Genomic DNA, 20,659 nt, shown 5'->3' on the forward strand with positions numbered 1-20,659 from the left:
GCTTGATGTTAACGGCAGCTTAATGGTCTTTGAACCGCGTTGATAAAGGTCCGTAATGACGGCGCATTGTCGCCCGGCAGCATTGGCAATCGGTCGGTGTTGTCTCTGACCTCATTTCTGCTAAAGCTGGGAAGCAAATCGCCAGCGAAGTCACCAACTGCCGAAGTGTGAAAGGCGCAATGGGCTGATGGGCCTGTCGCTCATCGAACCTTTTGTCTTGAAGGAGGAGCGCTAAGATGAGCACCGACCTGGATACCGTGCGGTCCTACGATGCGGTCGCGGCGGAGTACGCTTCAGAGGCCGCGGCGATGCCCGAATGGGTAGCGACAGAGATCGATGTGTTCGTGACCGCGCTGGGTGGCTCGGGCAGGGTGCTGGAGATTGGAAGCGGTGGCGGGCGCGATGCATTTGAGCTTGAGAAGCGGGGAATTAGCGTCCGGCGCACCGACATTTCAAAGGGTTTCGTCGAACTGCTTTGCGAACGTGGCTTCGAGGCCGACCTGTTGGACCCGCTGACCGAAGACTTGGCTGACCCGCAGCGTCCCGGCACGCCTTACGACGGAATCTGGGCCTGTGCCTGCCTGATTCATGTTGCGCGCGAGGATCTCGGCACGGTGCTTGGGCGGCTTGCCGAGGCGACCCGGACCGGAGGCCGATTGCACGCCTCCGTTAGAGAGGGCGAAGGCGAGGATGTGTCCACACACGGCAGTGCTGCAGCGCCTCGGCGCTACGTCGAGACGTACTGGCGCGAGTCTGCCCTGCGGTCTGCACTCACAGACGCCGGCTGGATCGTCAGCGAGGTACGTCGGTGCGTTGGAAAGCCCCATGATCGGTGGCTGAGCGTTCGGGCGAGCCGAGCGTGACCCACACAGAACTTGCGGCAATGGCCGGTTGTGGTGCGACTATGAGCTCTAGGCAGTCACCGCAATGTCGGCTTCCGGGCGATGGCACAGTTACCTATACGACAGGTATGGGGCGCAAAGGGGCCGGGATGGCGCGCATTAAAGCCCCCCACCTGCCTGCATGTAATCGGCTAAGCTGTAGCAATGGCTCGCCTGATAGGCGTTCCGCCCCCGGTTCATGTGTGTCAGGTTGAACGTCCGAATGGCGCGCACCACGGGGCGGCTCGTGAGGAATTTGCGGATCGAGACGGAGCCACGCACATTGATGCCGAAATTGTCGGCACCACGCGGGAAGAAATAACTGACGTGCTCTGGCATCGCGACACTTTGCTCGAGCAAGGGTTCGTCGACCCGGCTCGGCGTGGCCGAACGATCTGTCGTGAAATCCGAAAGATGCACGATGAATCTGGCACGGATGTCTTCGTCCTGGGCATAGAGCGTAAAAAGTTCCATCCAGCTCGCATTGACGCGGACGAGCGGCTTGTCCGAGGTCGACGGCAGGCAGGAAACAGACCAGTAGTAGCGCTCGGTCTTGCGCGGGATCGGAATACAGCTTGGACCATACAGCCCGAGAATCTCCAGGACTTCCCCTGCTTGCGGGCGACCAAGCAGCTTCTCAAAACGAGCCACATATTTGAAGCGCTGTTCCAGGGACTCCAAGCGGTCGCTCGTGTCCGGCAAGTCGATCTCGCCCTCTATCCAATCGCGCTGCTGCTCAAGATCAAGGAATTGCCGCAGGCCGGTAGGTCCAGGTCGAGCGGTCGCGCCCATATCAGAAGCCTTGTGAGTTTCGTGTGCTCGTCATCGACCGACTTCCTGTGTTCTCGCTCAGACGTTTACAAGTCTGAGCATCGCGCCCAATGCGCCTCCGAATGATACCTTGCAGATGATGAATTTGGAACGTCTGCCCGACCACGAAGATAAAGTCGCGTAGTTCGTCCGTTTGGCGCTTGCACGTACATAGGCAAGACAGAACGGGCTTTTTATCGGAATTGTAGACATCTAGGCTACAATCGAAATGCCGGGAAATTGCTTATTATCGGCATTTAAAAATGAAGATTTCCAAGGCGTATGTGGCGCGTACAACCGATCATTTTCTCATGACTTTCGTGTTTGTACAGTTATCCGTTTTCTCGCTGAGTTGAAAACTGTTGCAGTCATGTTGAAAGTATCCTCTGTCCAGTTTCAGCATCGAGCCATTGACAAGGCCTATAACCTCAGTCGGGTTACGCTACCGGCGCCACTTCTCGAAGGGGTCATCTAGGGCAAGAAACCTCGCCGCTTGTTCAAGTCAGTGGCTTTCCCGGATTCTGCGATGAGCCAGTCGATAAAGTGGCTCACGTTCTGACGCTCACGTTTCGACTCCGTGCACAGGCAGTAATAATTTTGAAGCGCGGGCACTGTGAGGGCCAAAGGTTGGACCAGCCGCCCTTCGTCGAGATCGCGCGCGGATATGATCTCGTCGCTCAGGGCAACGCCGTATCCGTCGCGTGCCGCCTGCAGCACGATCCCGAAGTCGTCGAAATACACCTCGGAATGACCAATCTGGGTAACGCCTGCTGTTGACTGATATCTCTTCCATTGCGAGCCGTCGTCCTCGTGAAGAAGGCGATGATGGGCAAGATCCCCAATTTGCCGGATTGCGTGCGGGCCGCGCAGTAATTGCGGGCTGCACACTGGCGTCATGTGGATGCCGTGAAGCAGGTGCCACCAGAAACCCGACCATGGCGGTGCCCCGTAGACAACCGCAATATCAGCCTTGCGCCAGTTCACGTCGCTGGCGCGACTGGCGGTTATCACGTTCAAGGTGATGTTTCTGTTCTCCGCCATGAACCCAAACAACCGGGTGGCCAGCCAGGCTACACCGTGCACTTGCGGAATGGAGATCGTCAGTGTGCTCCTGCCAGCGTCATTCGATTTTTGCGTGGCGACCTCCTGTACGCCGGTCGTCAGGGCATTCATCGCCTGTCGGGCAGAGCGCTGGAGGATAGCGCCATACTCAGTGAGCACGAGTTGGCGGCCGCGTTTTTCGAAGAGGGGCACATCAAGGACATCCTGAAGGGTGCGAAGCTGCTGGCTGATTGCGCCTGGTGTCACATGCAATTCAGCCGCCGCTGCGCCAAGGTGTCCGAGCCGTGCGACGCTTTCAAAAACGCGCAATGCGTTCAATGGTGGTAACGACATGAGCCTGTTTCCTTCGGCGGCATTGAGTGTGCTCCTGCGCAAACATTCGTTTAGTTATTCTGTTGGTATTATGGCAGAAAATTTAGTTTGTCTGTCGAAATGTTCCGTGGTGCAATAAACACAGGGCCTCAAAAGAGACTCCAAAAAAATAGGGAACTTGCGTATGAACGAACGATTGAAATGGGCAGGAAGATTGTTTTCCTGCGGCCTTGTCGCTTGGGGAGCGGCAGGACACGCCCAGGCGGATGGCGCTAAGCCGGACTTTGCTTCGAGCGGAACCCTCAAGGTCTGCACAGCCGGCGACTTCCCGCCGATGCAATATTACAAAAATCCCGGTGACACCAATCTCGTCGGCTTTGAGATCGATGTCGTCGATGCAATCGCCAAGCACTGGGGCGCGAAGGCCGAATTTGTTGTCGGCGATTTCAAGGGACTGCTTCCCTCTCTCGATAGCAGCCGTTGCGATCTGGTCGCAAGCGGTATCATGATCACGCCGGCCCGGCTGGAGAAGTACGACGGCGTGCCATATTTCGGGTCGCATGTCGTTCTGCTCGTGCCAAAGAACGACGAAAGCTCGAAGACGCCGGAAGATATGAACGGCAAGGTCATGGCGATTGAGGCCGGCACGACCTATGAACAAACAATGGCCGATCTCAATGCCAAGTTCGTCAAGGACGGCAAGGCGGAGGCGGTCATCCAGACCTATCCGTCCGCATCGGGCGTAATCGAACAGATCCTCGTCGGACGGTCTGCGGGCACCATCACACAGGACACCACGGCCGCATTTCGCATGCTGCAGGTGCCCGACAAGCTGAAGATCGCCTATACATATGACGAGAGCGAGACATACGGCATCTACATGCGCAAGAGCATCGGCAACCGCAAGCTCGTCAAGGAAGCAATCGAGGCGTTGCAGGCAAGCGGGGAAATGAAGACCTTGCTTGCCAAATGGGGCTTGCCGGAAACATCGACCGACGTTGCTCACGACTGAGTGGGGCGAGGAGCGATGTTCGACTTTAACCTCTTCCTTTCCGCACTCTTCGGCTGGCCCCTTGCAAAAGGGGCTATGCTGACCCTCGTGCTATCCGTTCTAGTCATGGGCGTTTCGCTGGTGCTGGCGATGGCGTTCGGTTCCGCCGCCGGTTCCAAGAACAAGCCGTTGCGCTTTTTTGTTGGCGTCTACGTCTGGTTGTTCCGCGGCGCTCCGGCCCTTCTAATCCTGCTTTTCATCTGGAACGGGTTGCCGCAGATCTCGTCGGTTTTCCGCGCGAGCTGGTTCACGCCTTTCTTCGCGGCCTTTCTTGCCCTGACACTGATCCAGATCGCGTATCTTTCTGAAATCCTGCGGAGCGCTTTTGACGCAGTGGGGAAAGGCCAAAAGGAAGGTGCTGCTGCACTCGGCTTGCATAGATGGCAAATCTTCATGCTGGTTACGTTGCCCCAGGCTCTGCGGATTGCCATGCCTGCATTGGTCAACGAATTCATATCGCTTTTGAAGGCAACGTCCCTTGCGACCGTGATCTCTTTAAAGGAGCTGATGACGATCACGCAGTTCGCCATCGCAACGAGCTTCCGCTTCCTCGAATGGTATGGCGCGGCACTCGTCTACTATATGGCAATGGTCTCTGTTCTGACTATTCTCCAGTCCCGTATCGAGCGCGCGCTCTCGAAAGGGCATCGCTAGAACCCCTTCGTCATTCCCTTTACGCCTAACGAGGAAAACTCATGATTGCGACACTTCCGTCGCCCGATGTGCAACGGCCATCTGCCGTCGAACTGTCGGACGTCAACAAATCCTATGGCACCTATCATGTCCTGCACGATGTCTCACTGGCGGTCGGGCAGGGGGAACGCGTGGTGATATGTGGCCCCTCCGGGTCGGGAAAATCGACGCTGATCCGGTGTATCAACCGTCTGGAGACCCACCAGAGCGGACGGATCATCGTCAACGGCGTCGAACTGACAGACGACATTTCGAGGATAGACCATGTGCGGAGGGATGTCGGCATGGTGTTTCAGCACTTCAATCTCTTCCCCCATCTGACCGTTCTTCAAAATTGTACCCTGGCACAGCGTTGGGTTCGCAAGCGCCCGAAATCGGAAGCAGTGGACATTGCTATGGCTTTTCTAGAGCGCGTGCGCATTCCCGAAAAGGCCCATCGTTATCCGGGCGAGCTTTCGGGTGGCCAGCAGCAACGCGTTGCCATTGCTCGCGCGCTTTGTATGACGCCAGGCATCATGTTATTCGATGAACCCACATCCGCACTCGACCCGGAAATGGTCAAGGAAGTGCTGGATACGATGGTTCGGCTTGCCGAAGACGGGATGACGATGATCTGCGTCACCCATGAGATGGGATTTGCGCGGCAAGTCGCTAACAAAGTCGTCTTCATGGACGACGGCAGGATCATTGAAAAGGGAGCGCCCGACACATTGTTCGGTTCGCCTTCGCATGAACGAACAAAACGCTTTCTCAGCAATCTTCTTCATTGATCGGGACAATATGACTGAACAAACGAAATGGTTTTGTGCAGAACAACTCACTGACACGATCCGGCGGATCTGGGAGCCTCATGTGCATCGGTTTTTCAGGGCCAACATCTTCCATGTCATCGGCAAGGATGCTGATCTGGTCATCGACTTCGGCATGGGTCTCGCTCCGCTGCGTCCCTTCCTGAATATCGAGATCGGGAAGCCGGTCATTGCACTGGCGACGCACGCCCACGCTGACCATATTGGCTCGTTCCACGAATTCGAACATCGGTTGGGACATGTCGCCGAAGCTGACGGCTTCGCGGGGATGGAGGATGCTGTCACGCTGGCACATCTGTTTCGCAATCTGCCGCAGGGTGTGGAAGAAAGGCCGGAACCGTCTTTCGAACAGGATGGTTACACGATCCTGCCTGCGCCGCTCGGCAGGATTCTTGCCGAAAACGACACGATAGATATCGGAGGTCCATCTTACCGAGTCTTGCACCTGCCGGGGCATTCGCCCGGATCGGTCGGATTGCTCGACGAGGCATCGGGCATCTTGTTCACTGGCGACGCGATCTATGACGGTACATTGGTTGACGATCTGCCAGGCTGCGACAAATCTGCCTATTGGACGACTATGCGCCGGCTGCGGGAACTCGATGTTTGCCTCGCCTATGGCGGCCACGGCGCGCCAATGTCGCGCGAACGTATGCACATGATTGCCAACGCCTATCTCGACGCGCCGGACTAGTGGCAAACGTTACGTTCCCTCCGCGTCAAACGGGCATTCTTGTGAGTGTTCATTCGGGGCGATCCACGTGACTTGAAGTGTGGTAACTCCAGTCTCCTCGATCTGCCTCGAATCAACAACCTGCTGAAAGCCCACAGCTAGGTGTTTTGGTTCCTATTGCTGCTCGGTTGATGGTTTGCTTCGGGCCGACCGGGCCTACTTGCGAAAACCTTCGGTTGCCAATTTCTAGTAGCCCCAGTGCTTCGCTTTTTAAGAACCTCCAGGCGCTGTCACCTTGTTTGAAGGACAGGCGCGTTTAGGTCCGTGCTGACAGTTTCAGATGATCTGGCCGCTGACGGTTCTCCACCGAGCCATGGCTTGCAGACTGTGATTGCGAATTTGGTTGGCAGAAGGTTTTGTGTGATCTGGAACGAAGAGATTGCGAACGGCGGAAAACAGCGAAACGAAATGCTGCAAGCTTCCGATTGAACGAAAGCCTCGGCGCATTCGTTCCCGTTTTCGAAACGGTACATGCGAGTTCTCCGCCCGGTTGTTTAAGCCCTTGTGTGAGCGATGCTCGACATCCGGCATGACCTGACGCTTTGCCGCTCCATAGGAACGGAGCTTGTCAGTGATCATACGCCTCGGCACCATGCCCTGCTTCTTTAGCAGGCGCATCAGCAAACGTCTGGCCGCCTTGGTATTCCTGCGGTTCTGCACGATTTCGTCAAGGACATAGCCATCTTGGTCAACTGCTCGCCACAACCAGCATCGCCTGCCATTGACCCGAACTGCAAACTCGTCGAGGTACCAGACATCGCTGCCGGAAGGTGGCTTTCGGCAAATGCGCCGGGTATAGTCGGGGCCATGTTTTCTGCTCCATCGGCGGATGGTCTCATAGGAGACAGCGATCCCGCGCTCAAGCAGCATTTCCTCAACGTGCCGCAGGCTGAGCGGAAACCGGTAGTACAGCCACACCGCACGGGCGATGATCTCTGGCGGGAAACGATGGTTCTTGTATTTGGCGATGGGCTGGCTCATGCCATGAGCAATATCGACGGTTCATTAAACCAAAAACAATGTGATAGCGCCCCACATACTGTTCGCGAGGGTGCATTAAAGCAGGTCACCTCCGATTTTTAAGACTTGGGCTTGTCCTTCAACGGTCTAAGATGTGCAAATGCACGAAGCCCGTAATCGAGTTGTTCCTTCGTCGTGCGGCGCAATGACGCGAGTTCAGCGGGCGTCAACATCTCCGATACTGGCTGACTACCGTGGCTGTTTGGCTGCAAGCTTTCAAGCTTAGAATTAGTCTTGGTTGGCATACCAACACCTCCTCAAAGTTCCCGTTTCCTGAGTATTGATATTTGATCACCTTAATCTCAATATATATCGGCTTTTTCTCCCGTCACCGATACTCATTGTCTAAATGAGAAGGAATGTGATCTTTCCAAACCGAGCATCACATCTTTACGCCTCTCGATGGAGTGGTTTTGGTCTTCGATTTTAACCGTGAACTCAGAACGGCCATCTTAGCTTCAGGGCAATCTCTTTGGGTTAGTGTCTCTTGTTTGGCATCTTAGCACCCTTTGTCGCTTCAAATCGATGATTCAAAAATGACCAATTTCGAGGGGCCGATCATGTTACTTCTCAGATGATAACGAATCGAGGGCCACCTTCGTGGTCGACGAGGGTGGTAAACGACGATAGACCACATGCAAACAATGCTCACCCGTATTGGTGGTTCTGGGGTGGGTACCGTCATAACTATTTGAAAATTATATGATTTTTTTGTAAATGGCGGAGAGGAAGGGATTCGAACCCTCGAGACCGTTTAACGGGCCTACTCCCTTAGCAGGGGAGCGCCTTCGACCACTCGGCCACCTCTCCAAGGACGCTGACTAAAGAGGAAACCCTTTGTTGGCAAGGCCTTTGTGTAAGTTTTCTGATTTTTCTATTTTGCAGTTCCGAGCCGTGGAAAACGGAACGAAGCGGTAATGGTTCGACACAAACGGCACAAAATTGGCACAAGCAAATCACCGTTTGTTCTTGCGGGTATTGCCGGAAAATACCCGGTTTACCACCTCCCGGTCGGCATCTCCTTGGACATAGGTGTCGAGAAGCAGCCTCCGGCTTTTGGAGCCGCCCAAATTCGTGGCTGGTCAGTTTTGGCGGCCCGAATCCTTGATGGCTTTGTTATGCGGCTTCGCAATCGAATGCCTGCTGGCATACCCAAACACGAGACGCGGATGTCGATCACTGATGCTGGCAAGATCGGCCATCGAATGCGGCTCAGTGATCTCGTAACCAGACAGGACCGCGACCTACTTGCTGTATTTCTCGCAGATATTCTTCCTATGAGGATCTCCGTATTCCTCACAATTATAGCCGCACTGATAATCGCCACGGCCATTGACTTGGATTTCGTTCATCTTCTCTTTCGCAGAATCCAGGCAGTACGACACAGACGTGAAATGCGGCGTTACGACAAATTTTGTTCGGTCGGTTCGATCCGGGTAAACAATGGCAGACCACCCGGCAGGGCGATCATCACAACCAGCCAGCAAGAGAAGAGCTAGGAATAGTAGAATTCTCAATATAGCGTTTCCAGTTCCTGTTGATCTTCATTGAGAATTTAACCGTCGTTCATTTATGTTCTGGGTCCGGGGAGCCGTCAAAGTTTTTCTCATCCTCTAAAGCATTTCTTCCATGCGGATGGGACCTTGGAAGACACGCCGCGAAACTGACGCCAGACACGCCGCGAGCTTTCGCCGGAGCAGGGGGCAACAAGAGGGTCTGGAAGGTTTTTACAGAAAGCCAAACTGCCGGCACTTGCTGAGAAAACTTTTCACCGGCTCGGCGTTCATTGCCGGGTCACGTGCAAAATTCTCGCAGACGGTGCGAACCTTCTCGGTTTCTCCCTCTTTTGCTCCGGCGGCGTCATAAAATGCGTTCTCGGCATCCCGCATTGGCTGCGTTTGTTCTTTCTGCTGCGTGTATACGGCGTTGTACGTCGCCGCATAAAAAGCGCCTTCGGCGACAAGCAGGGTACAAGCAGCAATAGTCAGGTACTTCATCCCTCGCCCTTTGTTCTCCCGCATCCCGGTGCAGCCTATCCGATCCGGGAATGGCGCGCCATGCGCGATACGGATCGGGCATCAGGCATGGGCGACCCAGCCCCGAAAGCTGAAAGCCGCATAAAACAGCTCGACGCGCGCAAAACCGGCCTCGATCAGGATCGCTTCGTCCTGCTCGGGCGCAAGAATGTGGGTTTTCGTGTCGACAGCCCGCTGCATGTTCGCAGCCTTTTCAGGATCAAGCCCGGCCGCGACCGCAAAGGCGGCGTAGCGCGACAGCCAGGTTGCACGCGCGCCATCGCCTTGCGGGATGCTGAGATGGGCGGTGACAAAAGGCGCGCCGGGCTTGAGGCGGCGCCTGACTTCGGCTGCCGCACGCCGCCGCTCATCCATATCCATGAAATGCTGGGTCAGCAGGCACGTCGCCGCATCGTAGGGGCCGTCAGGCGCATCGCCGATATAGCCCTGCTGCAGCCGCGCCCGCGCTGCCAGCGGCCCCAGTGTCCGTTCGGCCAGATGGAGCATCTCGGCGGACGGATCGATGCCGTCAAAGATCCAGCCCGGATGGGCCTGCGCGAACATCTTCAATTCCAGCCCGCCGCCAGCGCCAAGAACCAGCACCCGGGCATCGTCAGGGGCACGTTCGGCCAGCAGAAGCGTGGTCATGCGCTGCATGGCATCAAAGCCGGGCACGAAACGGGTCGGGCCTTCGGCATAGCGCGCCACGGCCTGCGGATCGGAAAATGGGGTCATCGCGCTTGCGCCTCCAGCGGGTATGGCATCGGTTTGAACATCCGCCGGGCAGGGACTGTGCCCGACAACCGGTTTGCAAATTTCATGATACTTTATATGTTACGTGATATGGAGAAATCAAGACCTGGAGTTTTGCTGCCGGCGGTCGGCACCGTCGCTCTGCCGATGCACCGGCGGAAACCGCTTTGTCCGTTGACGGCCAGCCACTGGCTGCGTCAGTGCCTGCGCGTCTTTTCGATGCCTGATGGGTACAGTGCGGCGCAGCACAGCCCATGTATTATCGGACGTGTGGAATAATTTTTTCTTGGCAGTTTTACGGACACAGGCACGCAATTCTTGCCTGTATCTTGTTTTGCCCTCTTGTCTTGTGATTTTTTTTGAGAGACGTAATATATACGCTGATTCACGGTGATTTTGAACATGTCGAGGTTGGGTATACTTGACCGACGCTGTTACAAAGCCGGAAATGAGGCCCGGCAGGGGGGGATCATCGGGGGATGAATTGCCGAGCCTCACGTTGCCCGAAGGTGACAACGTGCGCTTGATACCATCAGAAGCTGAGGGGGAGATTATCCCAACCTGAGGCGAAACTGAGGGAATCACAGCGATGAGTCAAAAGGCCTCAACCCGGCGCCATGCGCCGGGTTGAGGCTGTTTCCGGGGCGGCAGACACGGCCAAACCATTCAAGCCCCACGCATTTTCAAGAACAAAATGCCTATGTTTAATTTTGTGTTTCTTCTTCCCGCGTTTTTTGTATCGTGTGCGCCAGACTCGTCTTATTCAGGAACCATGAGGGCAGAGATGAAATCTTGGCGTTCGGTTGGTGTTGGAGCGCTGGTCAGCGCGGCAGTTCTCGGGTTTTCTTCCGGTCAGGCAATGGCCGCCAGCAGGGCCCATCCCTTCATATATTTTGCCACCACGGATCCTTTCCTGCAGCCCGGAGAGGCGCCGACGCGCAATGATGTCACGCTGCTGGGCGGACCGTTCGCACGCGATACCGCGGGCAGCGCCATCCATCTCTTCAATGTGGACTACACCAAGAATTATCTGGTCGGCGTCACCTATGGGCGCGATGTCTACAATCTCGGATCAGGATTTCAACTTGGCGGCGTTGTCGGCGTCGCGTTGCGGTTCGGTGAGGACGACGACACATCGGGCGAGATCTGGACCGGCGTCCGGCTGCGCCACCAGGGTCTCGTTATCGGCAATGTCGTGATCTCCCCGGCATTCACGGCCGGCTTCAGCGCGGTGACCGGCGAGACCCAGATCGAGAAGGAACGCGAACTGCGCTATAATGGCGATGCTTCCTTCCTTGGCTTTCTCGGGCCGGAACTTTCATTTCGCTGGGGCGGGGCGCCCAACCTTGAAGTGACGTGGCAATTGCATCACCGTTCCGGTGCCGGCGAAACCTTCGGCAATATGGGGGAAGGTTCAAACGCCAATACGATCGGTATCCGTTATCGCTTCTGAGGCCGTTCGCCGATCGGGCGCGGTGCAGGGTGCAAGCACTCTAGCTTTCCAGCGCTTGGGACCGGCAGTGATATCCGGCTTTTCCGCGCCGGTCGTCAATTCTGCTCCAGCACGACAACGCAGGGATCGAGATCATGCGTTGCCAGATGCGCGTACCGCATGGTCATCTGCAACGTCTGGTGGCCGAGCCAGATCTGCACGCGCCTGATATCGATGCCGCCGCGCACCAGCCGCGATGCGCAGGTATGGCGCAAAATATGCGGCACGACCTGATCGTCTGTCCCCAATCCGACCTCGGCCTTGGCTTCATTCCAGATGGCACGGAAGCGCGGCTGATCGTGCATGGCAAACGGACCCTTCAAGCGCCCGCGTGGAATCTGGGTGACGTCATGAGCGCGCCGGGTCAAAGGCACCGTCCGGCTGCGCCCGGATTTTGTCAGCCAGAATGTCGCGCGGCTTCCCTGCAGATCGTTCCAGTTCAACCCGATCGCCTCGCCGAGCCGGCACCCCGTATCGACGAGAAAGATGCTCAAACGATAGCTGTCTTCGCATTTGGCGCGAATGGCCGAGAACAGGCGGGCCTCTTCCTCCAGTTCGAGAAAGCGAATCCGGCCCTGTCTTTCCTTTTGCCGCCGAAACTCGGGCAGGCTGTAAATATCGCCCATCTTGTAAGCTTTCCGAAGCAATTTGCTCAAAGCAGCCATTTTGCGGTTGATGGTTGCATTGCTGTTGCCGCGCTCGCGGAGCGTGCCGATCACCGAATCGAGCATGTCCTGGGTGAAGACACTGAACCGGTTGCCGGCCAGAATCTCGCTGGTCTCGCCCAGGAAGGATTTGACATTGCCCTTGTGCGAACCGTCGTCCCAGAGAATCCCGATATAGCGCGCTGTCAGCTCATCCAGTGAATGGTCCCTGACAACGCGATTGCCGGTACGGTCCGCCGCCGCGTAGGTGACGTTGTACTGAAATCGAACCGGGAAGTCCGTGTCTGCCTGTTTGGCACCCATCGATGAAATTGTCATAGGGATCACGCTCTAAATCAGAAAAATATGCATAAATGAAATATGCAACGAGTTGTAATCGTCTTTCTGAAAAGCACAATCGGGTGGGGAATAGCACTTTAGGATAATACTATCCCGTTCGAGGAAGCCTTGCACAGCACCCTCAACAGTCCGTTCCCAGCGATATTGCCTCGACATTTCCAAATCTCCTCGGTCCGCGACCGCTTTGCTTTCCTTTCCTGCTAAATGTCTGTGCGCCGTGCTGACGGGCGCTGAAAATGGATTGGTGAAAATGAATTTGGGAAAATCCAGCGCCGGTAAATTCCGGCGCTGGGTCGTGATCTCAACTTGACGATTGCTTAGAAATTACGCTGGAAACGCAGGATACCCTGGAACGCATCGCTCTTCTTGGCGTCCTTATAATCTTCCGTGAAATGCGTGTAGTTGACTTCAGGTGTAATCTTGAAGCCCGGCACCAGCTCATAGCCGACATTCAGAGCCGCCGCATATTTGCCGCCGTCTTCGTAGGCGATTTGGACGTTGAGCTTTGCTTTGTCTGAAGCTTGGTAAGCGGCGCCACCCCAAACGGCATAGTCACCTTTCCACGTGCCGAAATAACCCGGTTTCGTGCCGTCAGATTTGTAGCCACCCATCACCCATGCAGAGAGGGTGTCGGTGAATTTGACGTCCAAACGAACCTTACCAGCCCATTCTTCGATGACCGAATCATATCCGCCGACCACAGAAACACTGCCCCATCCTTGGGCGATCTTCGCGCCCGCAACGATGTGTGGTGTGTAATCACCGATTGCGAAGTCGCCGGCTCCCTGCTCAAGGCCAAGAGTGGCCGAGAAGCCGTTGCCCCCGGCGAAGGTGTAGCTGATCTGGTTGGTGCTGTACGAACCGTTAGCCACCACGTCGTCGCTGATGATGTCGCCAAGATAATCAGTCCAGGATGTGAACTGGGAATCCGCTATCCCGGCGAGAAAGCCGCCGAGCGATATCGTGGCTTCATTCAGATCAACTGTCTCAGCATTTGCACCGTTCCTGTAGTTGAAACGAAGTTCCGCATAGGACTTCAGGGTTCCGAGTTCCGTGTCCGAACGGGCATCGAAACGCAAATCCGCACGGCTGCCGTCGTCCCATTCGCCGCGCTTCACGCCTTTGTAGGCATCATCACCGCCCTGCAGCGTGTTGCGGACATAGCCGCTGACTTTCAGGCATGTCTCGGTGCCGGGGATGTAGAAGAAGCCCTTGCCGTATGCGTCGCAAACGCGAACATATTCGACAGCTTCCGGTTCGGCGACGACAACTGCATCGGCAGCGCGTGCGCCAGTGACTGCAACGAGGGCTGCAGCGGAGCCGAGTAGAAGGCTCTTGATGTTCATTTCTGACCTCCAGTCAAAGTTTGACGGAAGGCCAGGCGATTCAACGGGTTTTTGCCGGCGGGAAAGGCTCTAGTGTCCCACGGTTCCCGAGAACAGGTTGACGATGAGAACACCGGCGATAATCAGCGAAAGGCCGATGATTGCCGGCATGTCGAGCGGCTGCTTGAACCAGAACCAGCCGATGGCCGCGATGAGCACGATCCCGGCGCCGGACCAGATGGCATAAACGATCCCGACGGGCATCGTCTTGACCAGTATGGACAGGAAATAGAAAGCCGCCGCATAACCGGCCAAACAGATCAGCGACGGCCAAAGCTTTGTAAAACCATCCGCTTGCTTGAGCGCCGACGTGGCCGCCACCTCGAAAATTATGGCTACAAAGAGATAGAAATAAGTCATGGCAAACCACCCGTCAGAATCAGTACGTGCCGCATTTGATTCGATGCATACACTGCAAATATGCCGGTGATGCATGCCCGATTTCGAGTCAAAACACCGTTCCGTTTCCGCCATCGATGCAGAGAAATTGATGAAAATCCGGTTACCTATATTAATGAGTGGTAAAGATTTCGCCGGGGTCGCGACGTTTTCGTGTCATTTGTGCAACAGGGATAAGGCATAGAGGGGCCGCGAGGTGTGGATGCCGACATTCATGGTTGAAACCCCCGAGAGGGCGAGTATGTTCGGTCGCAGAGGAACGGCGTTGATCGCATTTCTTCTAGGACTTAGGGGATGGGGACAAGGTTGTCCTTCAGCCAAATTGGAATGCCCAGACCCATTTTTAACTTTGACTGGAGGTCAGAAATGAACATCAAGAGCCTTCTACTCGGCTCCGCTGCAGCCCTCGTTGCAGTAACTGGCGCACGCGCTGCCGATGCAGTTGTCGTCGCTGAGCCAGAAGCTGTCGAATATGTTCGCGTTTGCGATGCATACGGCAAGGGCTTCTTCTACATTCCCGGAACCGAGACCTGCCTGAAGATCGGCGGCTATCTGCGTTACGACGCCAAGGGCGGCGACAACGTATACACCGGCGGCCACGTCAACCAGGGCAGCGATCCTAACGGCGACGGCACATACGACAAGCTGACACGTGCAACGATCCGCTTTGACGCCCGTTCGGAAACCGAACTCGGCACACTGCGTTCGTACATTGAAACACGTTTCAACTATAGGAACGGTTCCAACGCCAGCTCCATTCCTCAGGCATTCATCGAACTCGGTGGTTTCCGCGTTGGTGTTGCTGACGAACTGTTCGGTTCGTGGACCGGTTATGCCGGCGACGTCATCAACGACGACGTGATCAACTATCAGTCCGGCACGTCCAACCAGATCAGCTACACATTCACAGCTGGTAACGGTTTCTCGGCGATCATCGCTGCTGAACAGGGCGAATCCGAATCCGACAACGATGGCTTGTCGCACGACTACCGCATCAATGACTACATGCCACACGTAATTGGTGGTGTGAAGTACGAGCAGGGTTGGGGCGGTATCTCGGCTGTTGCTGGTTATGACTCGGTTATCGAAGAATGGGCCGGTAAGGTTCGTTTGGACGTCAAGATCACCGATGCTGTCAAGGCATTCGTCATGGGTGGCTATCAGTCCAACTTCGACGACAACTACACGACCGGTCACACGCGCAGCCTGAACTGGTTCGGCCGCTGGGAAGGCGACTGGGCTGTTTGGGGTGGTCTGTCCGCCAAGGTTTCGGATAAGGCAACTGTCAATGCACAGGTTGCATACGAATCCGAAGGCACCGTTGCTGGTACTTTGAACGTTGCTTACGAGCTCGTTCCTGGCTTCACGATCACGCCAGAAATCAGCTACACCAAGTTCGATGGTCATCGTAAGGATGCATCGATTGCCAACGGCGGCAACGACGATGCATTCGGTGGCATGATCCGCTTCCAGCGCAACTTCTAATCCTTAACAGGATTGAGTTCATAAGACCCGGCAGCGCAAGCTGCCGGGTTTTTCTTTGTGGCGCGCGCGGCCAGTTTTCCGGCGTTCGCCGTTTGCCGCGGGGCGCCGTGTTGATATTCCCACCGACATCGGGCAAGACAGCATTCTGTTCGATTGCCGTAAGGGGAAAATGCCATCCATGCACATTGTGAAAAGCTGGTTCTGGCCTGGTCTGATTACCGTTGCGTGTTTGACAACGCTTGCCGGCTGGTTCCTTGCCGAGCCGATGGACCGCCAACTGACGGAGACCGTCACTGCCGCATTGGAAACGGATAACAGCTGGGCCAGCATCGAGGTGGACGGGCGCGATCTGACCCTCAAGGGGGTGGCGCCGTCGGCCGAAGCCCTCGCATCGGCGCTGAAAATCGCTGAAACCACCGATGGCATTCGCGTGGTCGAGAACGCAGCAACGCTTTTACCCCTGGTCGATCCCTTCAGTTTCGTGGTGACCAAGTCGGATCAGGGCATCCTCTTGTCGGGCAATGTCCCCTATGGCGATACGCGTGCCAAGCTTCTGGCTGCGGCTGAAAATGCCATGCCGGGCATTGAAATCCTGGATGAAATGGCCGTCGCGCGCGGCGCGCCGCAGGGATTTGTCGAGCTTGCCAATTTCGCGCTGAAACAGGCATCGCAGCTGATCAGCGGTGAGGTCCGGCTTGCCGGGGAGACCTACAGCATCACCGGAATAGCCGCAAATGCTGCGGATTATGAGTCCGTCACCAACGCATTGAAGACACAACTTCCGGGTAATGGTAGGGTGGGCGAGGTGAAGCTGGCGCCGCCGCCGGCCGGCAATAACGGGTGATTTCCCGGCGGGAATGCTGATCCAATGCAATCAACGGGAGCGCGGACAATCATGTATCTCATCACGAAGCTATGGCTCTTTCTGTTGGTGGCCGCTCTTGTCGGTTTCTATGTCGGCTCGTCGACCCAGGGCGGCAAGCGCAACTGATCTGTGTTGAAACTGGGGTAACGAGCTGTGGTCATTTTTCTTCTTCAGGCGCTTTTGCTCATTTCAGCCGCGTTCATTATCGGCGCCATTTTGGGGCATCTTTTCAAAAGGTTCTCTCCGAAAACCGATTCTGTTTCTCAGGAGTCGACGCGCGCCGCTGATGCCCGTCTCGCCGCCGCAACGCATGTGCCGGTCACGCCTGCCAATGACGATGTGAGCAAACCGCTGTCCGGTCCGGCAATGGCGCCGCCGGCCGAGCCGGTCCCGGCGATGGCATCCCCCGTGGCCCAGCGATCAAAGACGAAGGCTCCGGCCCAAAAGACCGTGGCAAAGACTGCAGGCAGCCGGGCGGTCAGGGTATCTCAAGACGACACGCACCGCCCTGCGTTGTTGAAAAACGCGCGGCGGGGCAAGCCGGATCGCCTGTCGGACATCGAGGGGATCGGCACTGTGATCCAGTCGGAGCTGCATACGCTCGGCGTGTTTCACTTTGACCAGATTGCGGGTTGGGATGTGGATCAGGCTGCGTGGGTGAGCCGTGCGATTGGCTTCCCCGGCCGTGCCCATCGTGAAAACTGGATGAAACAGGCTGCCGATATGATCAGGCAGGCAGGGGACGTCCCCGCCAAGGCAAAGACTGCGGCCAAGGCCAAGCCCAAGGCGGCACCCAAGAAGCCTGCAAAGAGCGGCTAGTCCGCGCGCAAATCAACGCCTGCGCAAAACGCGGCGATCAGCTCTGGCATGCGGCCTGTCTCCAGCAGCGGCGCATGGCCCTGACCCGCGACGTTGAACACCTGCAGCGCGCTATGCCGCCGCGCCATCTCGTCAACGGTTTCCTGCGCCAGCAAAGTGGTGTTTTCGCCCCGGATCAGCAGCAGCGGCAGGTCTTTCATCAGCTCGAACTGGGCCCACAAATCCGGCAGTTTTTGCGAGTAGTCGATGTTCTCCATCGTCTTGCGGAGATTGGGGTCGTAATCCGGGCGGATCGCGCCGTTGTCTTCGCGGTAGATCATCCGGGCAAAACGCTGCCAGTCGTCCTGGGTCAGGGCAGGGAAGGCTGCTCCGTGCACTGACTGCTGCAACTCTGCCGCGTCATTCCAGTCGCCGGGCTGGCGCGCACCATTGAGGTACGCGCTGATCTGCTGCAGGCCTTCGACCGTTATCTCCGGCCCGATATCATTGAGAATGACGCCGGCGAGAAGCTGTGGCGCGATGGCTGCCAGAATATGCGTGATCAGCCCGCCGCGGGATGTGCCAAGGAAAATCGCCCGGTCGATCTGCAGATGGGCAAGGCCGGCGATGACATCGCCCGCTTCCATCCCGATATTGTAGTGCGACCAGTCCGGATCATAGGCCGACAATCCGCGTCCGCGGTAATCGACGCTGACCACCGGGCGCGGCGTCTGCGGGTGCTGCGACAATGACAATGCGAGATCGTGAAAGTCGCGGCTGTTGCGGGTCAGCCCGGGCAGGCAGACGACCGGCAGGTTGTCGCTTTTGTGCTCGGGCTGGTAAAGCCTCATATGGAGATGCAGGCCATCGGGGGCGTCGAAATGAATGTCGCGAAATAAATCGGCCAATCCGCAATCCTGTTGTTGAGTGTAGAGCCCGGCTAACGCTGCAGCCGTCCTGCGGTCAGATCGCTCTCGATCTGGGCCTTGCCATAGAGCCGCGATTTGTAGACCTCGTAGTTCTCCATGACGCGCTGTACGTAATTGCGGGTTTCCGTGTAGGGAATGCGCTCGATCCAGTCGACGACCTCGTCGACGGATTTGCCGCGCGGATCGCCGTAGCGCGAAACCCACTCATTGGCACGGTTGGGCCCGGCATTGTATCCGGCAAAGGTCAGGACGTAGGAACCGTCGAATTTGGCGATCTGTTCGCCGAGGAAGCGTGCACCCAGGGTGGCGTTATAGGCGGCATCGCCGGTAAGCCGGTCCTTGGAATAGGAAATTCCGGCGCGCTTGGCGACGTCCTTGGCTGTGCCGGGCAGCAACTGCAGCAGGCCGCGCGCGCCCGCGTTCGAAACGGCGCTGGCGTTGAACTCGCTCTCCTGCCGGGCGATGGCATAGGCAAGGGCAGCCCCGGAACCGGAAATATTGGCATTGCCGGGGATGGCGCCGATGGGATGCGACAGGGCGCCGACATCGATGCCGCGCTGCGCCGCAATCTTGCCCACACGCAGGGCGACGAAGTGATTGCTCGTGCGTTCCGCCATGACCGCCAGCAATGCCAGTTCGCCGGGACTGTCGAGTTCCTGGCTCAGGCTGGCGTACAGAATGGCGGCGCGCTGCGCATAGCCGGTGTCTTCCAGGCGCTGGATGGCGCGCACGGCTTCGCGCTGGGCAAAACGGGCGCGATCCGCATCGCTCGGGCGCGGATAGGGCAGTTGCAGGCTCGCCTGTCCGAGCTTGGCGGCGGCCAGCTGGCCGTAGAATGTCGTGCCGAACCGCGCCGCACGGCTGTAATAGTCACGCGCATTGCCGCCCGCGCCCGCTTCGGCGGAACGGCCCAGCCAGTAATAGGCGCGCGAGGCGGACATGGGCCGCGATGAAATCTCGGCGATACGGGCGAAATGGCGCTGCGCCGTCTGCGGGTCCTTGAGCGCCCGCAGGGCATACCAGCCCGCATGGAATTCCGCCTCGGCGGCGACGGACGGGGTTTCGGCGCTGTGCATGGCCGCGATCTTGTAGGCGCGCGTGGCATCGCCGATATCCAGCAGTTCACGTGACAGCACGCGCCGTTCCACCCACCAGGCGTCCGGGTCAATCAGCGATGCCGCATCGCGCGGCGCGGTGGCCAGCACATCGGCCGCTTCCTTGAAGCGTTCCTGGCGGCGCAGATACTGCGCCTTGGCAAAGATATAGGCCGGGTTCGATTGCCAGGAGCCGGTGACGGCCGCCAGTTTCTGCGCCGCATCCGGCGATTTCTGCAGAACCGCGGCAAAGGCCTCATAGAGCACGTCGGCATTGGCAAGCTTGGCGACGCGGCCGGCGGATTTTGCCTTGCCTTCGTAAAGCATGGTCAGCATGCGCACCAGATGGTCTTCGCGCGGAATGACCTGCGCAAATTCCTTCAGGATCGCCGTTTCCTGCGCATCGTCCAGCTTCTTGGTGCGCCAGAAGGGGCCGAGAACCTGACGGGCACGGGCGGTGTTGCCGGTGGCCACAAACGCGCGGGCCAGGATGATGGTGCCTTCGGCCGTCTGTGGCGGGGTGCCGCCAAAGGCATTGATCACCGTTGCCGCCGGCGGGTTCTCCTTGAACAGCGCCCGTTCCGAATTGTTGCGGAAGGTCGCCATGCCAGGCCAGCCCGGCAGTTCCGCTGCCGCATGGGCGATTTCCGAGCTGGGAACACCCGGCGCATTCGACAGGCCGATGGCCCAGGTCAGGATATGACGGTCCAGCGCGTCGGCCGGCAGTCCGTTGCGGATGCCGAGAGCCTGCTGCACGTCGCCGCCCGACAGGGCATCGAGGCCGCTTTTGAGGCTGCCTGCAATGGCCGACGGTTTCGACGGCTGGGCGATTCCCGCCGTGGTCACCGGATCGGGCTTGGCCATGATCTGTGCTGCGGGGCTGGTCCGTGTCTGGGTGGGGGCAAACGGTTTGAGAGTTGGAATGGGCGGCGTTGAATTTTGCGCAAACGAAGCCGTCGTCACCAGCAGCGATGACGCGAGAAGAACATGACGCAAAACAGAAGTTCTCAGCATTCAGGCAACCAATTTAATCGAAAGGATCACGCGCAGCCCCGGATCCAGAACTGTT

Annotated in this window: 20 protein-coding genes and 1 tRNA gene; 10 read left to right on the top strand and 11 right to left on the bottom strand. The window is 57.3% G+C overall.

Annotation, left to right across the window (positions count from 1 at the left end):
- Positions 1-236: 236 nt before the first annotated feature.
- Positions 237-863, top strand: coding sequence for a class I SAM-dependent methyltransferase (locus RDL77_RS10345; protein ID WP_288192756.1), 627 nt, complete (start codon positions 237-239; stop codon positions 861-863).
- Between the two features lie 138 nt (positions 864-1,001).
- On the opposite strand, the gene RDL77_RS10350 is transcribed toward RDL77_RS10345, so the two are convergent.
- Positions 1,002-1,673 (bottom strand): hypothetical protein, encoded by a 672-nt coding sequence (locus tag RDL77_RS10350; RefSeq protein WP_288192757.1) that lies wholly within the window; start codon positions 1,671-1,673, stop codon positions 1,002-1,004.
- 489 nt (positions 1,674-2,162) lie between these two features.
- On the bottom strand, positions 2,163-3,086 hold the full coding sequence (locus RDL77_RS10355; RefSeq protein ID WP_288192758.1) for a LysR substrate-binding domain-containing protein: 924 nt from the start codon (positions 3,084-3,086) through the stop codon (positions 2,163-2,165).
- A gap of 163 nt (positions 3,087-3,249) precedes the next feature.
- On the opposite strand from RDL77_RS10355, the gene RDL77_RS10360 reads away from it, so the two are divergent.
- From RDL77_RS10360 to RDL77_RS10375, 4 genes are read left to right on the top strand one after another with little or no spacing between them, the layout of a single operon-like run.
- Positions 3,250-4,077 (top strand): transporter substrate-binding domain-containing protein, encoded by an 828-nt coding sequence (locus tag RDL77_RS10360; protein WP_288192759.1) that lies wholly within the window; start codon positions 3,250-3,252, stop codon positions 4,075-4,077.
- A gap of 15 nt (positions 4,078-4,092) precedes the next feature.
- A complete protein-coding gene (locus tag RDL77_RS10365; protein ID WP_288192760.1) occupies positions 4,093-4,770 on the top strand; it encodes an amino acid ABC transporter permease in 678 nt (225 codons plus the stop codon).
- Between the two features lie 41 nt (positions 4,771-4,811).
- Positions 4,812-5,579, top strand: coding sequence for an amino acid ABC transporter ATP-binding protein (locus tag RDL77_RS10370; RefSeq protein WP_288192761.1), 768 nt, complete (start codon positions 4,812-4,814; stop codon positions 5,577-5,579).
- Entirely contained in the window at positions 5,539-6,312 is a 774-nt protein-coding gene (locus RDL77_RS10375) for an MBL fold metallo-hydrolase (protein ID WP_288192762.1), read from the top strand. Before RDL77_RS10370 ends, RDL77_RS10375 begins: the two co-directional genes overlap by 41 nt.
- Before the next feature lie 315 nt (positions 6,313-6,627).
- Here the strand turns inward: RDL77_RS10375 and RDL77_RS10380 are convergent, their stop codons facing one another.
- Together RDL77_RS10380 and RDL77_RS10385 are read right to left on the bottom strand one after the other, a co-directional pair.
- Entirely contained in the window at positions 6,628-7,332 is a 705-nt protein-coding gene (locus tag RDL77_RS10380; protein ID WP_288192763.1) for an IS6 family transposase, read from the bottom strand.
- 757 nt (positions 7,333-8,089) lie between these two features.
- Positions 8,090-8,181 (bottom strand) — tRNA-Ser (locus RDL77_RS10385).
- A gap of 107 nt (positions 8,182-8,288) precedes the next feature.
- Here RDL77_RS10385 and RDL77_RS10390 point away from each other — a divergent pair.
- Positions 8,289-8,870, top strand: coding sequence for a hypothetical protein (locus tag RDL77_RS10390; protein WP_223611319.1), 582 nt, complete (start codon positions 8,289-8,291; stop codon positions 8,868-8,870).
- 228 nt (positions 8,871-9,098) lie between these two features.
- Here the strand turns inward: RDL77_RS10390 and RDL77_RS10395 are convergent, their stop codons facing one another.
- Both RDL77_RS10395 and RDL77_RS10400 read right to left on the bottom strand, forming a co-directional pair.
- Positions 9,099-9,392 (bottom strand): hypothetical protein, encoded by a 294-nt coding sequence (locus RDL77_RS10395; RefSeq protein WP_288192764.1) that lies wholly within the window; start codon positions 9,390-9,392, stop codon positions 9,099-9,101.
- 57 nt (positions 9,393-9,449) lie between these two features.
- Positions 9,450-10,121 (bottom strand): class I SAM-dependent methyltransferase, encoded by a 672-nt coding sequence (locus RDL77_RS10400; RefSeq protein ID WP_288192765.1) that lies wholly within the window; start codon positions 10,119-10,121, stop codon positions 9,450-9,452.
- Positions 10,122-10,923: 802 nt separating this feature from the next.
- Between RDL77_RS10400 and RDL77_RS10405 the strand changes: the two genes are divergently transcribed.
- Positions 10,924-11,592 (top strand): hypothetical protein, encoded by a 669-nt coding sequence (locus tag RDL77_RS10405; protein WP_288192766.1) that lies wholly within the window; start codon positions 10,924-10,926, stop codon positions 11,590-11,592.
- A gap of 95 nt (positions 11,593-11,687) precedes the next feature.
- On the opposite strand, the gene RDL77_RS10410 is transcribed toward RDL77_RS10405, so the two are convergent.
- From RDL77_RS10410 to RDL77_RS10420, 3 genes are all read right to left on the bottom strand, one after another.
- On the bottom strand, positions 11,688-12,614 hold the full coding sequence (locus RDL77_RS10410) for a site-specific integrase (RefSeq protein WP_288192767.1): 927 nt from the start codon (positions 12,612-12,614) through the stop codon (positions 11,688-11,690).
- Between the two features lie 338 nt (positions 12,615-12,952).
- Entirely contained in the window at positions 12,953-13,981 is a 1,029-nt protein-coding gene (locus tag RDL77_RS10415) for a porin (protein WP_288192768.1), read from the bottom strand.
- A gap of 69 nt (positions 13,982-14,050) precedes the next feature.
- The gene (locus tag RDL77_RS10420; RefSeq protein WP_223611314.1) at positions 14,051-14,380 is read right to left on the bottom strand and encodes a multidrug efflux SMR transporter; all 330 of its coding nucleotides are present in this window, start codon (positions 14,378-14,380) and stop codon (positions 14,051-14,053) included.
- A 405-nt stretch (positions 14,381-14,785) separates the two neighbouring features.
- Between RDL77_RS10420 and RDL77_RS10425 the strand changes: the two genes are divergently transcribed.
- The 3 genes from RDL77_RS10425 (at position 14,786) to RDL77_RS10435 (ending at position 17,588) form a co-directional block, all read left to right on the top strand.
- Positions 14,786-15,904 carry a porin gene (locus RDL77_RS10425; protein WP_223611313.1) on the top strand — a complete coding sequence of 373 codons (1,119 nt, stop codon included), beginning with the start codon at positions 14,786-14,788 and terminating at the stop codon, positions 15,902-15,904.
- 178 nt (positions 15,905-16,082) lie between these two features.
- Positions 16,083-16,748, top strand: a complete 666-nt coding sequence (locus tag RDL77_RS10430; RefSeq protein ID WP_288192769.1) for a BON domain-containing protein — start codon at positions 16,083-16,085, stop codon at positions 16,746-16,748.
- Between the two features lie 174 nt (positions 16,749-16,922).
- Positions 16,923-17,588 carry a hypothetical protein gene (locus tag RDL77_RS10435; RefSeq protein WP_288192770.1) on the top strand — a complete coding sequence of 222 codons (666 nt, stop codon included), beginning with the start codon at positions 16,923-16,925 and terminating at the stop codon, positions 17,586-17,588.
- On the opposite strand, the gene RDL77_RS10440 is transcribed toward RDL77_RS10435, so the two are convergent.
- Together RDL77_RS10440 and RDL77_RS10445 are read right to left on the bottom strand one after the other, a co-directional pair.
- Positions 17,585-18,418 (bottom strand): alpha/beta fold hydrolase, encoded by an 834-nt coding sequence (locus tag RDL77_RS10440; RefSeq protein ID WP_374042701.1) that lies wholly within the window; start codon positions 18,416-18,418, stop codon positions 17,585-17,587. The two genes, RDL77_RS10435 and RDL77_RS10440, sit on opposite strands and share 4 nt — an antisense overlap.
- An 89-nt stretch (positions 18,419-18,507) precedes the next feature.
- Positions 18,508-20,604: a lytic transglycosylase domain-containing protein gene (locus RDL77_RS10445; RefSeq protein WP_288192772.1), complete on the bottom strand. Its 2,097-nt coding sequence runs from the start codon at positions 20,602-20,604 to the stop codon at positions 18,508-18,510.
- Between the last annotated feature and the right edge of the window lie 55 nt (positions 20,605-20,659).

Source organism: uncultured Phyllobacterium sp. (assembly GCF_902479695.1).
Classification (GTDB): Bacteria; Pseudomonadota; Alphaproteobacteria; order Rhizobiales; family Rhizobiaceae; genus Phyllobacterium; species Phyllobacterium calauticae.